Source organism: Acidimicrobiia bacterium (assembly GCA_009694375.1).
Taxonomy (GTDB): Bacteria; Actinomycetota; Acidimicrobiia; order Acidimicrobiales; family VFJN01; genus VFJN01.
Window position 1 is genome coordinate 1 of the sequence record SHVB01000004.1, and the last position, 14,278, is coordinate 14,278.

At 66.1% G+C, this 14,278-nt stretch carries 12 protein-coding genes, 1 tRNA gene and 1 pseudogene; 10 read left to right on the plus strand and 4 right to left on the minus strand.

The features are described from left to right. Positions 1-66: 66 nt before the first annotated feature. The 4 genes from EXQ71_03870 to EXQ71_03885 all read left to right on the plus strand — a co-directional run bounded on the left by EXQ71_03870 (position 67) and on the right by EXQ71_03885 (position 2,719). Positions 67-1,569, plus strand: a complete 1,503-nt coding sequence (locus EXQ71_03870) for a hypothetical protein (GenBank protein MSO86645.1) — start codon at positions 67-69, stop codon at positions 1,567-1,569. A 15-nt stretch (positions 1,570-1,584) separates the two neighbouring features. Next, complete coding sequence (locus EXQ71_03875) at positions 1,585-1,728, plus strand: hypothetical protein (protein MSO86646.1); 144 nt, start codon at positions 1,585-1,587, stop codon at positions 1,726-1,728. 127 nt (positions 1,729-1,855) lie between these two features. Then, positions 1,856-2,212, plus strand: a complete 357-nt coding sequence (locus EXQ71_03880) for a hypothetical protein (GenBank protein MSO86647.1) — start codon at positions 1,856-1,858, stop codon at positions 2,210-2,212. A gap of 51 nt (positions 2,213-2,263) precedes the next feature. Then, positions 2,264-2,719, plus strand: a complete 456-nt coding sequence (locus EXQ71_03885) for a pentapeptide repeat-containing protein (protein MSO86648.1) — start codon at positions 2,264-2,266, stop codon at positions 2,717-2,719. Between the two features lie 138 nt (positions 2,720-2,857). Here EXQ71_03885 and EXQ71_03890 read toward each other — a convergent pair whose 3' ends face one another. Then, complete coding sequence (locus EXQ71_03890; protein ID MSO86649.1) at positions 2,858-3,424, minus strand: hypothetical protein; 567 nt, start codon at positions 3,422-3,424, stop codon at positions 2,858-2,860. A 47-nt stretch (positions 3,425-3,471) separates the two neighbouring features. Between EXQ71_03890 and EXQ71_03895 the strand changes: the two genes are divergently transcribed. Together EXQ71_03895 and EXQ71_03900 are read left to right on the plus strand one after the other, a co-directional pair. Next, positions 3,472-4,254 (plus strand): hypothetical protein, encoded by a 783-nt coding sequence (locus EXQ71_03895; GenBank protein ID MSO86650.1) that lies wholly within the window; start codon positions 3,472-3,474, stop codon positions 4,252-4,254. 4 nt (positions 4,255-4,258) lie between these two features. Then, positions 4,259-4,804, plus strand: a complete 546-nt coding sequence (locus EXQ71_03900; GenBank protein ID MSO86651.1) for an NUDIX domain-containing protein — start codon at positions 4,259-4,261, stop codon at positions 4,802-4,804. Here the strand turns inward: EXQ71_03900 and EXQ71_03905 are convergent. Continuing rightward, complete coding sequence (locus EXQ71_03905) at positions 4,740-5,684, minus strand: sigma-70 family RNA polymerase sigma factor (protein MSO86652.1); 945 nt, start codon at positions 5,682-5,684, stop codon at positions 4,740-4,742. The genes EXQ71_03900 and EXQ71_03905 overlap by 65 nt on opposite strands. Before the next feature lie 2,534 nt (positions 5,685-8,218). Between EXQ71_03905 and EXQ71_03910 the strand changes: the two are divergent. The 3 genes and pseudogenes from EXQ71_03910 to EXQ71_03920 all read left to right on the plus strand — a co-directional run bounded on the left by EXQ71_03910 (position 8,219) and on the right by EXQ71_03920 (position 9,571). Continuing rightward, positions 8,219-8,344, plus strand: a pseudogene (locus EXQ71_03910) (RNA-binding S4 domain-containing protein). A 97-nt stretch (positions 8,345-8,441) separates the two neighbouring features. Beyond that, positions 8,442-9,392 carry an ATP-binding protein gene (locus EXQ71_03915; GenBank protein MSO86653.1) on the plus strand — a complete coding sequence of 317 codons (951 nt, stop codon included), beginning with the start codon at positions 8,442-8,444 and terminating at the stop codon, positions 9,390-9,392. Between the two features lie 103 nt (positions 9,393-9,495). Continuing rightward, positions 9,496-9,571 (plus strand) — tRNA-Val (locus EXQ71_03920). Between the two features lie 42 nt (positions 9,572-9,613). Here EXQ71_03920 and EXQ71_03925 read toward each other — a convergent pair. Together EXQ71_03925 and EXQ71_03930 are read right to left on the minus strand one after the other, a co-directional pair. Continuing rightward, positions 9,614-10,591, minus strand: coding sequence for an enoyl-CoA hydratase/isomerase family protein (locus EXQ71_03925; GenBank protein MSO86654.1), 978 nt, complete (start codon positions 10,589-10,591; stop codon positions 9,614-9,616). A gap of 635 nt (positions 10,592-11,226) precedes the next feature. Continuing rightward, positions 11,227-12,270 (minus strand): hypothetical protein, encoded by a 1,044-nt coding sequence (locus EXQ71_03930; GenBank protein MSO86655.1) that lies wholly within the window; start codon positions 12,268-12,270, stop codon positions 11,227-11,229. Positions 12,271-12,426: 156 nt separating this feature from the next. On the opposite strand from EXQ71_03930, the gene typA reads away from it, so the two are divergent. After that, a complete protein-coding gene (gene typA, locus EXQ71_03935) occupies positions 12,427-14,274 on the plus strand; it encodes a translational GTPase TypA (protein ID MSO86656.1) in 1,848 nt (615 codons plus the stop codon). The last annotated feature ends 4 nt before the right edge of the window (positions 14,275-14,278 follow it).

Here is a 14,278-nt window from a genome sequence, read left to right on the forward strand (position 1 = left end):
TAGGGTTCGGTCGACAGTTTTCGTGGTCGATCCGGGGGAGTTCAATCGAAACGGTTTTGTGCGGTAGTGGTTGTTGCCGGGTTGGCGTTGTTGAGCGGTGTCGTTGCATTGTCGGGTTCAAACCCGGCCGGTGCCGGTCAGTTCCCCGGTAGCAACGGCAAAATCGCCTACACCGCTTATGGGCCTTTCGGTTACCACAACATTTATGTGATGAACGCGGATGGCACCGATCAAACCCGGGTCACCAACACCCTCGCCGGTGGCGAGTTGCCGTCGTGGTCGCCGGATGGCACCCGCATCGCATTCACCAAAATATCGATCGAGGACGACAGCGCAGCTATTTGGGTGATGAACGCGGATGGCAGCGGACAAACCCAGCTCACCGGTCGCTTGGACGCGTCCAGTCGCCCGTCGTGGTCGCCGGATGGCAACCGCATCGCATTCGACAGCCTTCGGGACGGCAATTTCGAGGTTTATGTGATGGGCGCGGATGGCAGCGGACAAACCCGCCTCACCAACAACCCCTACGACGACTTGGAACCGTCGTGGTCGCCGGATGGCACCCGCATCGCATTCACCAGCGCCCGGAACGGCTACTACGAGGTTTATGTGATGGGCGCGGATGGCAGCGGACAAACCCGCCTCACCAACAGCCCCGGTACCGACTTTGGCCCGTCGTGGTCGCCGGATGGCACCCGCATCGCATTCACCAGCGGCCGGGACGGCAACTACAACTACGAGGTTTATGTGATGAACGCGGATGGCAGCGGACAAACCCGCCTCACCAACAACCCCGTATGGGACTTTGAACCGTCGTGGTCGCCGGATGGCACCCGCATCGCATTTAGTTACGGCTCGTACAGCTGGTCCCAGGTTTATGTGATGAACGCTGATGGCACTGATCAAACTCTGGTGACGGACCCTGAAGCCGTGCCCGGGAGCGTCCACGATGGCAACCCGGCTTGGCAATCGGTCCCGGTTGCGCCGCTCTTGGCTGTTGCGCCCACAATCCAGCGCAACGCCACCGCAGGCAACGGCAGCGCGACGGTCAACTGGAGCGCGCCGTCGCCGAACGGCTCGCTGGCCGTCACCGGGTACGTGGTGACCCCGTACATCGGGTACTACGCGCTGGCTCCGCAGACGTTCACCTCGGCGGCGACCACCCAGACCGTCACTGGGCTCATGAACGGCGCCACGTACCGGTTCAAGGTGGCGGCTAGGAACGCCTTCGGCACCGGACCGATGTCGAGGATCAGCAACCCGGTCACACCAGCCGCGACCGCGCCTGGGGCGCCGACCATAGGTGCCGCGGTGGCTGGGGCCGGTGCGGCGACGGTGTCGTGGACGGCTCCGGTGTCCGATGGTGGTTCGCCGATCACGGGTTACGTGGTGACCCCGTACATCGGGTACTACGCGCTGGCGCCGCAGACGTTCACCTCGACGGCGACCACCCAGACCGTCACTGGGCTCATGAACGGCACCACGTACCGGTTCCGGGTCCGGGCCATCAATGCGGTCGGGACTGGTGGCTACTCGAAGGTGACCAACACCGTCACCCCGACGCCCTGAACCCCCCTCACCGCTATCGCCGTCACCGCCGGCGCCTTCCATTCGTGTGCTTTGATGTTGGGCGGGACCGTCAGATGCTGGGGCTACAACAACTCCGGGCAGCTCGGTAACGGGACCACATACCGCTCGTCGGTCGCGCAGCCGGTCATCGGGTTATAGGTCGTCGAGCCTCACCACCGTCGGCCCGGTCGACGGGGCCACCAGCGAAACCGGAAGCCGTTACCTGGCTGCCTACGAAACGCTCGCCTGGGCGGAGAGCCGCCGGGGTGACCTGGCTGCCTATGCGGTGGCTGTTGTGGAAGTGACCGCCGAGTACGAAACCGCCGAACACACACTGTTCGACGTGTACGAAGTGGACCGACTGGCGGTGGTCGGCGAGGTGGGCCGCAACGTGGCCCGCACGAAATGGTTGCGGGATCACGAGAGGATCACGCTCGACCTCATCGAACGGAAACGGCACCAGTGGCTCGACCTCGAACTCGACACGTTCGACGATCGGATCACTGGGGCGCTCACGCCGGATCAGGTGCCGGCAGGGTTAAGGCTGGCGAAAACGTGGGGCCGGGTAGTGCCACTGGTCGCCACGGATCGCCTTAGGGGGCAACGGGGCGGCCAGGAACCCAGTCATCAGCGGAGACGGTAGAGGCTAGGTTCGCCGATAGCAGTTACTAGCAATGAGGGGCTAGAGGTCGAAATGCTCGTGAATGGCTACACGATCGAACCCAACGCCAACCTGGCTGGCGCCGACCTGTCCGGTGCCGACCTGGCCGGCGCCGACCTGCAAGGCGCCAATCTGTTCGTCACCAACCTGTCCCGGGCCAACCTGTCCAACGCCATCCTGTCCGGCGCCGACCTGAGCCAAGCCGATCTGTCCGGCGCCAACCTGTCCGGCTTCGAACTGTCCGGGGCCGACCTGTCCGGCGCCAACCTGTCCGGCGCCAACCTGACCAACGCCAACCTGTGGGGCGCCACCCTGTCCGAGGCCACCCTGTCCGGCGCCAACCTGTCCGGCGCCAACCTGTCCGGCGCCAACCTGTACTACGCCCGCCTTTTCGGCGCCAACCTGTCCGGCGCCACCCTGTCCGGCGCCAACCTGACCGGATCCGAATGGGATGCGGTCACTATCTGGCCTCAAGGGTTCACGCCGTAGCGATAGGGCCACTGGTCGCCGGTGGGGCAAACGCCACCCAGCGGTGGTCACAGAATGGTCACGAGGAGTCCCCCTACGTCGAATCTAGGGCGAAGGCGTCTTTGGCTGGGCCGGGGCACCTACGTTGCCTGCCGGTGTCTAGGCGTCGTCGCCGAGCCAGCCGGGAGCCCGGTCGAGGAGGTGGTGGCTCACCTCGGCGCAGCGATCCAACACCACACACAGTTGTTCCTGACCGCTGAACACATGCGAGAGAGACACCTCGATACGAGCCACGACGGTGAGGCTGCGTTCCGAGGGGTCGGTGGCCGACGGGTAGGAATCGATGGCCGACACCTCCAGGGGGAACTCGGCTCCTCCCACACCGGCGAGGTCGGTGGCTAGCAAGAGGAGATCGGGACCGTGCGGAAGCGGTGGTAGCGACCAGGTGAACAAGAGAGGGAACCAAAATCCCTCGGGCGGATCGTCGTCCTCGGGCAGGGTCACGATGAGGTCCTCAAAGGACAGCAGCACGCGCGGGTCGACCTCTAAGGACAGATGGAGATCGAGCGGGCCACCACAGGCCTCTTCGGGGTGCAGGTCCACTTCCCAGGCCTGGCGCAGCGAGTACGTCTCTACGAAATGGCGTTCGTCATGCACATGGAAGCCGTGGTCCACGGCATGGTCCTTGAGGTCGGCGACGAATCCGGCAATATCGATGGCAGCCATGGCCCCCCACATTGCCACGCGCCCGGGAACCCGTACGCTAAAGAGCGATGAAAGACGAGATTCTCCTCGAGGTACTCCACGAAGCCGCCTCGGCGGTGAAGGTTGCGCTTTCGGGCTTGGCGGACTGGGGGAGTGCGGGTACCCACCCGGGGCAGTACCTCTCGGATCTGGCCGCCGATACCGCCGCTCTCGCCGTGATTGATCGTGCCGGACTCGGAGCCATGAGTGAGGAGTCGGGTCTGCATCACGCCGAGCGCTCGATCATCGTGGTGGTGGACCCGGTGGATGGCAGCACCAACGCCAGCCGAGGCCTGCCGTGGTACGCCACCAGTCTCTGCGCGGTGGATGGCGACGGCGCCCGAGTGGCGGTAGTGGTTGATCACTCCAGCGGCACCCGGTTTGAAGCCGTGCGGGGCGCGGGAGCCCGGGCCGATGGCGTGGCCCTGCGGCCCAGCGCCTGCCGCAGCCTCGGCGAGGCCATGGTGGGACTGTCGGGGTATCCGCCCGTCTGGTTCGGCTGGAAGCAGTTCCGGGCCCTCGGTGCCATTGCGCTCGATCTCTGTGCGGTGGCCGGCGGCCGCCTCGATGCCTATGTCGACTGCAGCCCCAGCGCCCACGGGGCCTGGGATTACCTCGGTGGTCTCCTCATCTGTGCCGAAGCCGGCGCGACCGTGGTGGACGCCTACGATCGGCCCCTCATCACCATCGATCATGCCGTTCGGCGCACCCCCGTGGCGGCGGCCACCCCGGCATTATTGACTGAGGCCGTGGTGGCCCGCCGTCGCTTCGCTGATCATGGGCCGTGGGCGGCGGAACGCCTCGTAACCTGACCCCGTGATCGCTTCCCTGCATCGTGGTGCCCTCGCCGTGTTCCGTCGGCTTCCCGTCCGTCTGCGCCGCCGGGTGGTCCGCACCATTGCCCCGTCGTTCACCGTGGGCGCCATCTGCATCATCGAGCGGACCGACGGAGCTCTCCTGCTGGTGCGCCTCAGTTACCGGGACCGTTGGGGTCTTCCCGGTGGGCTTCTCAAACGGGGCGAGACCACCGCCGAAGCGGCCCGACGGGAGGTGGCCGAGGAGGTCGGGGTGACGGTTCGATTGATCCGGGAGCCCCAGGTGGTGGTGGACGCCGACGCCCAACGTGTTGACGTGATCTTTCGGGCCGTGCTGGCCGAGGGGGTGGACCCAACGTTGGCCCGCCCCATGTCGCCCGAAATCTTGGAAGTGGGCTGGTTCCAACCCGACGCGCTTCCCGAGCTACAGACCGAGGCCAGTGGGGCGCTCGTGGTCGCCGCCCGAGTGGATGCCGACGGGCTCAGTTCCTCAGCGAGGAGACCAGGCGACGATGCTGGGCGGAACACGGATGGCGCAACTTCGTGAGTGCCTTCGCCTCAATCTGGCGAATGCGCTCACGAGTGACGTTGTAGCGACGCCCGACCTCATCCAGGGTGAGCGGGTGCCCGCCCTCCAGCCCAAAGCGGAGCGAGAGGATTTCCCGCTCTCGGGGATTAAGGAAATCGAGAAGGTTGTGGAGGTCGGACTTGGCCAGGGAAAGCGCGGCGGCGTCAAAGGGAGCCTCGGCGTTATCGTCGGCCAGCATGTCGCCCAGTTCGGCATCGTCTTCGCCGATGGGCACCGACAACGAGATGAGATCAGGAGACGCCTGGAGGGCCAACTCCACTCGATCAAGGCGCATCCCGGTGTCCTCCGCCAACTCGGCGGGTGTGGGTTCGCGCCCGAGCGTTTTGAGCAGGGTGGCCGAGGCCTTCGAGAGCACCGACATCGTGTCCACGAGGTGGGAAGGAAGCCGGATGGTGCGGGCCTTGTCGGCGATACCTCGGCCGATGGACTGGCGAATCCACCAGGTGGCGTAGGTGGAGAACTTGAAACCTTTGCGGTAGTCAAACTTCTCTACGGCTCGCATCAGCCCGAGGTTTCCCTCCTGGATCAGGTCTAGAAGCGTCATTCCCGTGCCCTGATATCGCTTGGCGATCGACACCACTAGCCGCAGGTTGGATTGGATGAAGGTGCTGCGAGCCAACTCGGCGGCCGCCACGTGCTTCTCGAGTCGCGTCTTGTGTGCCCGCGAGGGGGTGGTGGTGGCCAGTTCTTCCTCGGCCAGCCGACCGGCTTCGATGGCCTGCGCGAGTTCTACCTCTTGCTCGGCGGTGAGGAGCGGGAAATTACCTAATTCGCTGAGATACCGACGAGTTAGGTCGACCGTACCCTCACCCTCGGTGGGACGATTTCTCACCGACACGGGATCCTCCGTTAGCTGTGGCCCCTACCTTGGGGCTGTGGTCCTTCATCGACTGTAGAGGGCGGTTTCTGAACCAGTAGGGATGGTCTCAAGTGTTGGTTGTTCCCGGTCGATACCAAGCCAACGCCCGCTTTCGGCAACACGGACTGTGTTGGGAGTCGGGAACCCAACAACATGTCGACGAACTTGCCCTCTCGCCCTCGCCTCCGCAGCCTCCATCAGCGACTCACCATCACCCTCTCCAGCCGTGCGGAACGCGCGGCGTTGTTGCAACTCTTCGCCGCGCCATCTGGGGAGGCGAGCGGCGCGGTTTCGGCGGTGGTGCTGGACTCGGCCGATCTGCGGACGGCGACGGTGGGATTCACGCAGCGCCGGGCCGCCGACCGAGCGCAGCGCCAAGTGCGCCTGGCCGCGGAGGTGACCGCCGCGGGCGAGCAGCATGAAACGGCCTCGCGTGAACTGGTGGCGCTGAGCAGTCGACAGAAGGCTCTGCTCGACGGGGCGATATGGGTAGAGGAGACCGAAGCCACCGTCAGGAGCGGCCAGGAGGCACTCCAGGATGCCGAGGCCCTCCTGGACCGGCGGCGGCAGGAGCAGGCCGCGGCCAACCACGAAGTGGCCCAGGTCCTCCAGCAGCGCGAGGCATTGGAGGAGGCCATTAGCCGAGCCGATCGCCACCTGGATCACACACCAGAGGTGGGGATGGACGAAGGAGCCCTGCGGAGCGAACTCACAGCCGCCGGTCGGGCCGTCGAACAGGCCATCCGGGCCCACCACGATGCGGAGGTCTGTCTAGCGGATCGTCAGGCCACGGCCCCAAGAGGCACCCCGTTGGTGATCCTCGCATCCCCAGTAGTGGAGGCAACCTCGGCTCCGGTTGAACGAAGGGACGATCCCGTACTGACGGCGGTGGTGGATGCCCTCGTGGCGTTGCGTTCGGTTTCAGCGGGCTTTGACGAGGTGGATCCGACGGCCACGGCCCTCGCCGAGGCCTGGCGGGACCTAGAGGCCGACTTCGCAGAGCTGCCGGTGGCTGGTGTTGCTCCCAGCGAGGAGGAACTCCTCAGCGCCCGCACTCGACTGGCCGTGGCAGAAGCAGAGTTTGTTGAGATTGAGCGAGCCATGCGGGCCAACACCCTCAGTGCCCCAGAGCGTGCGGCACTAGACGCAGCTCATGCCGCGGTGGTGGAGGCCGAGGACCGGTTGGGTCGTCGCTGGGGGGCGACGGCTACGAGAATGCGGGTGGCTGAAGTGCGGGCCGCCGAACGGGCGCTGTTGGCCCACCACGGGTTCGCGGGCTACATCGATGTGGTCATCTCCGGCGGCCGCTCGGGCGTGGTGGATCCCCGCCACGCTGGCCTGAATCGCGAGCGCCAGAGCGCCGCCGCCGCCTTAGGTGCTCTCACGGAGGCCTCGGCGGGCTCGCCCGAGCACCAACACCTTGAGTCCGAGCGCCAGCGGTTGTACGCCATGGTGGTTGAGCTCCTCGGGGTGGACCCACTTGGCCGCACGCAGGAACTCCTCAAAGCACACCGACGGGTGGCCCCGAGCCTGCAGACCGACCTCCTGGAGGCCCTCGTCGCGGCAGGCATCCACCCCGCCGGGATCGATCTCGGATCGGCGGCCGCCGCCTATGTGGAGAGCCAAGGGGTGGTGCTCGACGGGGAGGCAGAGACCGACGGTGCGCGCCACGCGGCGGGGAGTAGTCAGAGCCATTCCGGGGCGGACGATCGGGATGAGATGACCTACGAGGTAGATCTTCGTTCAGCCGAGTGGGAGGTGGACCGCCTGGCCGAGGAACTCCAGTTGGCACGGGGCTCGGTGGCAGCGGTGGAGAGTGAACTCAGCCAACGCGCCAGCCAGGATGCGGCTCGCGCCGAGGAAGTGGAAGCCCTGGCGCTGATGCGTCGCCAACTTGACGGAGCCACCGGCTCCCTCGTGCTGGCCCAACAGGCCAGCGAACGCGAGATGGATCGCACCACGGAGGGTTTTGCCTCGGCTGAAGGGAATCTCGAAGCAGCGGCGTTGGTGGTTCGTGGCGTAGCCCGGAAGGTCCGGCAACTCGCCGAGGAACTACCCAGCGGCGAGCGGTTCGCGGGGGATCCGATGGAGGACCTCACCGGGTTGGTGGGCCGCCTCAAGCATCACGCCAGTTCATTCGACCCCGCCCGGAGCCAGGCCGAGACCGACGTTGCGACCACCTCGCGGCGCCTCGCTGACGCGCGTGCGGCTGCCCTCCTGGCCGACACGGTGGCCGATGAGGTGGTGGGCGAGGACCTGATCGCAGGATTCGAGACGGTGCTGCAGACCGCCAATCCCGATCTACTGGTGGTGCTCGACGAGCCGTTTGGCCATCTCGACGCTGCCGCCACCGAAGCGTTGCTCCACACCCTCGTACAGGCCGCCGACGACCGTCAGATCGTGATGCTCTCCGAGGACCCCACCATCCTGGCCTGGGCGATCGAACTGCCTGCCTCGGTGGGGACGGCGATTCCGGCGGCGATGCTCTGGCGAGATCTGGAGCACACCGCTCCTCCGGAGGTTCCGGCGGCCGTTGTTGTTCCGGTGGCCCCGGCGGCCGTTGTTGTTCCGGTGGCCCCGGCGGCCGTTGTTGTTCCGGTGGCTGTTGTTGTTCCGGCGGCCCCGCTGGCCCCGGTGGCCGCTCTCGCCCCCGCTGCCACCAACCGCCGCTGGGCGGGGCAACGGTCAGCTCTCGTCCAGTCCGACTAGGAGAATCCCGGGTTTCCCGTCATGCCGATGCTCACCCCCTCACCGATGCCCGTCCCACTGTCGTGGAACATGGTGTTGGCGATTAGCGCGGTTCTCCTGCTGCTGGCCCTCGTTCAGAGGTTCGGCCGATTGACCATGGTCAAGACGGACACGACAACGACCGGCGCATCGACGCTGGCCGTGCATCGGCCCATGCCAACCGCCGAGCCGGAAGGGACCAGCGCCGCTCCGCCGCGCCACACACCCGACCCCGGCGGCAGGGCCGACCAATCCGGAAAGGGCGACCCCACGCCTGGGCAGCGCCGAAGGGCCGAGTCGCGACGGGTGCTGGCCGGTAGCGATCTCCCGTCATCGCGTACGCAACCGATGCGACTGTCCGATGCCATGCACGAAGCCCGGGGGGAGGTTGAAGGGCACGAACGGGTAGAGGTGGGTCATTTCGACCCGGCGTCCATCCACGGCGTCGAGGCCCCGGCCCTGGTGCATGTGATGGCCGAACTCATCGAGAATGCCTTGTCGTACTCGCCGCCGCAACGGCCCGTCGAGGTGAGCGGGTGCCGCACCTCAGCGGGCTACACGATCCTGGTGACGGACCACGGTGGGGGCATGCTCGATAACGACATTGAGCGGGCCAACCATCGCCTCGCCGGTGAAGACTCCCAACGCGTAGTGCCCACTTGTTACCTGGGTCACCATGTGACGGGGCACCTCGCCCGTCGCATCGGCGTGGTGGTGGCGCTGAGCAAGGCTCCCGACGGGGGCATCACGGCTTGTATCGATGTGCCTGTATCCCTTCTCGAGGTGGAGCAGATCGCCAGTGCGATGATCCTGAAGTCACCTCGGACGCCCGTCGCGGTGGGTGATCGCTGCGCTGGCCATACGGCTCTGTTTCCGGTGGGTCCGTCGATGTACGCCATCGTGGCGGCCGGTCGACCCCGGAGGGACATTGACCCTGTGCGGGACCTGGCGGCTCGCTGAGTGAGGGCCTAACACCGTCTCGTTCCGAACCGGGGCGGCGTGGAGCGCGCGTGAACCCGCTACGGTGCCGTGACCACGGTCGGACCTCAATGGTTCGGTTCCCGGGCGTTTAGCTCAGCTGGTAGAGCAGCTCGTTTACACCGAGCAGGTCGTCGGTTCGAACCCGGCAGCGCCCACCACTTATGGCGATGGCGGCATGGGGCGCGAGGGGGTGGGAGGGGTTATCCGTCGCGCCGCAGGGCCTGTTGCCGGTGGGCGAGAAGCATCATCTCGGCATCGCTCCAGCTCACCTCTTTGGGCACCATGGCGTTGGCTAGGGCGGCACAGGCCCGTTTGGTGGATGAGAGGCTGAGCGGGTCCATCGACAGGAGCCGAGCCGCCATGGTGTGCACGGCCATGGGGAACTCGGCGTCGGGGTGGACATAGTTGACCAAGCCCCAGGCCGCCGCCTCGGCGCTCGTGAAGCGCTCGCAGAGCATCGCTACCTCCCGCGTGCGGGCCGGCCCCAACTCGCGCATCAAACGGGGCAGGGCCTGCCAGGTCAGGGGGAGGTCGAGTTCCACCTCGGGAATCGAGAACCAGGCGGAGGCGGCGGCGAGCCGAAGGTCGCAGCAGGTCAACAGCACCACACCACCACCGATGGCGAGGCCGTTGGCGGCCCCGATAGTGACTTGGGGGAGGCGATCGAGCATCTCGCAGGTTCGTCCCCCGAGGTGCGTCCGGGCCTGGCGGTCAAGGTCATTGACCGGGGGCAGCGGTCGACGGTCGGATAGGTCAGCCCCGGCGGAGAACGCTCGGCCGGCCCCGGTGAGTACCACCACCCGCACGGTGGGGTCGGTTTCGAGGCCTGCACACAGATCCTGCAATTCGTCGTGCAGGGCGATGGTCAGGGCGTTGAGTTTGGCCGGTCGGTTGAGCGTGATGGTGAGCAGGCCGTCCAATTCGGCATCCCGTTCCACCCGCAGTGTTTCGTAGTCGCCGGCTCGATACATCGGGGAGTGGACCATCCCGTGAGTCTGGTCGATGGAGGCCACCGGATGCGGCGGGAGTGTTTTGGGCGGTGCCACCTGTGGGTGTTGCTGTGGGTAGAAGGTGGAGAACCGTCGTCTTTGTGTGGACAAGTAAAAGGGTTGGGGGATAACCCTGGGGATGTTCTGAAAGTTGTTGACGACGGCACCGACGAGGTTCATCATCGGCATTACCGCAGCGAAATGGAGCGGTGCGAGAGCGAGAAGTGGTCAGAGGCTTCGGCCGATGGAGAACCCTCAGGAACGCACCGAAACCGTCGCTGTGGGAGGACGAGTTATCCACCGTCCGTTCAATTTGAGAGGCGCAAGCCGCTTGGGTTGAACGGTCCGTCAGGCAACTGGGGCAACCCGGCACGCCAGCGGGAGGGAGTCGGAGCGCTTCGGCGATCTGGCCCCCAACGGGCATCGCCCGCCAGAGCCTTGGCTCCGACGGGCGATGTGGGTGATCCACGAGAACCTACGGGTTCGCAACGATCGCTCGGTGGATGCCAGTCCGACTGGCGGCCCCGGGCCGCCTCCCGCTTCGGCAGGAGGCGCCTGGGGCCGTCCCCCTTTGGAGGCTCGGACTACCCAGCGGGTAGCTAGCGGGTCCTCGCCCGGTTGCTCTGGCAGGGCCCGCCAGGAACAACCGCCTCGCTGGCCCTTGTTCACAGATCCTCACCATCAAGGGCATCTCGGCTCCATGGACCGGCGCGGCGGGTGGAGTTCGGTCACGACGGCCGTGTCTCGGGCAGCTCGGCGTCCCACCGGCGGCGCCGCCGGAGGCCCCGCCAGCGGGTTGGCGGGAGCGAAGGCGGTGGCGGGTGTTATGCCGGGTCCGCTAGGGCGTGGAACGCCCCCAGCGTGGCCGTGCCGTGGGGGTGTTTCCCGCACCAATGCTCCACCTCGGCCAGCACCGAGGCGCGCGTCTGTTCCCGTTCCGCCCCGAGGGACTGTTCGAGGCCAAGTTGCCACAGCGTTCCGATCATCTCGGTGCCGGGGTGCTTCGATCCACCCGATCCGATCCAGGTGTAGTCACGCATCTCACTGAGCGCCGTCCGGAGGTAATCGACGTGGGGGGTCTCATCGGCGCGAATGTACGACACCAGGGCGGCGGCGCGGCCCTCGCCAGCCACCAGATTCGGATCCGATAGCCATTCCTCGGCCCAGGCAAAGGTGTGGAAGGCCTGCACCTCAATGAGCAGGACCCTGATCATGAGCCGAGCGATCATCTCGAGGTTGGGGTCGATGTCGGCGGGGAGGGCACGGGTGGGCTCTGGGGAGGACCCAGACCCCGCCGGGCCGAAGCCCATGCGGGCCAGCATGCCATCCACATCGATCTCGGTAGCGGGGGATTGGAAGGCGATGTCTCGGGCGGCGAACCACATGTCGCGGTGCCCGGCCTCTTCCTCCCAGCCGGCTTCGTCGCGGCCATGAGCTTCGAACAGGCCCCGGCCGAGGTGGTCGAGGGCGGTGCCGCGCACGTCCTGTTCGAAGTGTGGCTGCAGGTCACCAGGCTGCAGGAACCGAATGTTGGCGCCGAACCCTTCTACCGTGCCGATGCGGGTGAGGGTGGCGATGAGCGGCTCGGGGACTCCGGCGGTGATGAGGTGGCGGGCTTGGGCCACATTGGGGAAGTGGGCGGGCCAGGTATCGAGCGGCACAAGGAGTGGCTCTGTGCCGAAGGTCTGAGCGTTTTGGGCCTGCCAGGCGGCGATGGCGGGTATCCGGAACCGGGTGCGGGGCGAAAGGTAGGTGCCATCGGTATCAAAACCGCCATGGCAGCGCACGCCGCCCTCGATGAGCGGCTCGGCAATGGGGTGGTCTAGGAGGAGTTCGGCTTCGGTGAAGGTGACTTGGTCGGTGAGCATGCCATTGTAGTGAACTCGGTGAAATCGCAGGGGGCAAGCAGGCCCCCCAGGGTTGGCCGCCCGAGGGCAGGGCCGTTAGGGCCGTAGGTCAATGAGGGTCCGAACCAGGGCAACCCGTAGTCTGATCAACCCCCCGCAGACCGAAGGAACCTTCCCATGGCGACTCGCGCCGACCTCCGCAACGTGGCCATTGTGGCTCACGTTGATCACGGCAAGACCACCCTGGTGGACAAGATGCTCTGGCAATCGGGCGCCTTCCGATCGAACCAGGACGTGAACGAGCGTGTCATGGACTCGATGGACCTCGAGCGTGAGAAAGGGATCACCATTCTCGCCAAGAACACCTCGGTGGCCTACGGCGACGTGAAGATCAACATCATCGACACTCCCGGTCACGCCGATTTTGGTGGCGAGGTGGAGCGGGGTCTGTCGATGGTGGATGGGGTGTTGCTCCTGGTGGACGCCTCGGAAGGTCCGCTGCCCCAGACGCGCTTCGTGCTGCGCAAGGCGCTGGAGGCCAAGTTGCCGGTGGTCTTAGTGGTCAACAAGGTGGACCGGGCCGACGCCCGCATCGCCGAGGTGGTGCACGAGGTGGAGGAACTCTTCCTCGACCTCGAAGCCGACCTCGACCAACTTGACTTCCCGATCGTCTACTGCGTTTCCCGGGAGGGAAAAGCGTCCATGGAACGGCCCGCCGACGGCGCCGGACTCCCCGAGGGTGCCACCCTGAAGCCGCTCCTCGACCTCCTGCTCGAGCGGATTCCCGCCCCTGAGTTCGATCCCGAAGCCCCCTTCCAGGCCCTCGTGACGAACCTGGACTCCTCCCCGTACCTGGGTCGGGTGGCGTTGTGTCGAATCATGAACGGTCATCTGCACAAGGGCGACACGGTGGCGTGGTGCCGGGCCGATGGCACCACTGAACGAGCCAAGATCACCGAATTGTTCATCACCGAAGAACTGGAGCGCGTGGCGGCCGAGGAGGCGGGCCCGGGGGAGATCATCGCCATCGCCGGGATCCCCGAGATCACCATCGGCGAGACCCTCACCGATGTGAACGATCCACGACCCCTGCCGGTGATCCACATCGACGAGCCGAGCTTGTCGATGACCATCGGCATCAATACTTCGCCCCTCGCCGGCAAGGAGGGCAAACTCCTCACCGCCCGCCTCGTGAAGGCCCGCCTCGATCGTGAACTGGTGGGCAATGTGAGCATCCGGGTGCTGCCCACCGAGCGGCCCGACACCTGGGAGGTGCAGGGTCGCGGCGAGTTGCAACTGGCAGTATTGGTGGAGATGATGCGCCGCGAGGGCTTCGAACTCACGGTGGGTAAGCCCCAGGTGCTCATCAAGGAGATCGACGGAAAGATTCACGAGCCCGTCGACCGGCTCACGATCGACGTGCCGGAAGACTTCCTCGGGGTGGTCACCCAGTTGCTGGCCCTGCGCAAGGGGCGCATGGAGCAGATCATCAACCACGGCACGGGCTGGGTGCGCATGGAGTACCTCGTGCCGGCCCGAGGTTTGATCGGGTTCCGCACCGAGTTCATCACCGAGACACGCGGCACGGGGCTCTTGCACCACGTGTTCGAGCGCATGGAGCCGTGGGCCGGGGAGATCAAGGGGCGGCCCAACGGATCGTTGGTGGCCGACCGGCTTGGCCCCACCACCGGCTTCGCCCTGACCGCGCTCCAGGAGCGGGGAGTGATGTTTGTGGGCCCGGGGGTGCCGGTCTACGAGGGGATGATCGTGGGGGAGAACTCCCGAGCCGACGACATGGACATCAACCCGACCAAAGAGAAGAAACTCAACAATATTCGCTCCTCCACGGCCGAGGCGTTCGAGAAACTCATTCCACCGCGAGCGCTGTCGCTGGAGCAGGCCCTCGAACTGATTGCCGAAGACGAGTGTGTTGAGGTGACCCCCACCAGCGTGCGGCTGCGGAAGGTGATCCTCGACCAAACCACCCGGGCCCGTAGCGCCAAGCGGGCCAAGTCGGCGGACTGACCCG

Coding starts and splice junctions, on each gene's coding strand:
- typA (MSO86656.1), top strand. CDS start 12,427: ATGGCGACTCGCGCCGACCTCCGCAACGTGGCCATTGTGGCTCACGTT.
- EXQ71_03925 (MSO86654.1), bottom strand. CDS start 10,591: ATGCCGATGATGAACCTCGTCGGTGCCGTCGTCAACAACTTTCAGAAC.
- EXQ71_03895 (MSO86650.1), top strand. CDS start 3,472: ATGAAAGACGAGATTCTCCTCGAGGTACTCCACGAAGCCGCCTCGGCG.
- EXQ71_03915 (MSO86653.1), top strand. CDS start 8,442: ATGCTCACCCCCTCACCGATGCCCGTCCCACTGTCGTGGAACATGGTG.
- EXQ71_03890 (MSO86649.1), bottom strand. CDS start 3,424: ATGGCTGCCATCGATATTGCCGGATTCGTCGCCGACCTCAAGGACCAT.
- EXQ71_03930 (MSO86655.1), bottom strand. CDS start 12,270: ATGCTCACCGACCAAGTCACCTTCACCGAAGCCGAACTCCTCCTAGAC.
- EXQ71_03885 (MSO86648.1), top strand. CDS start 2,264: ATGCTCGTGAATGGCTACACGATCGAACCCAACGCCAACCTGGCTGGC.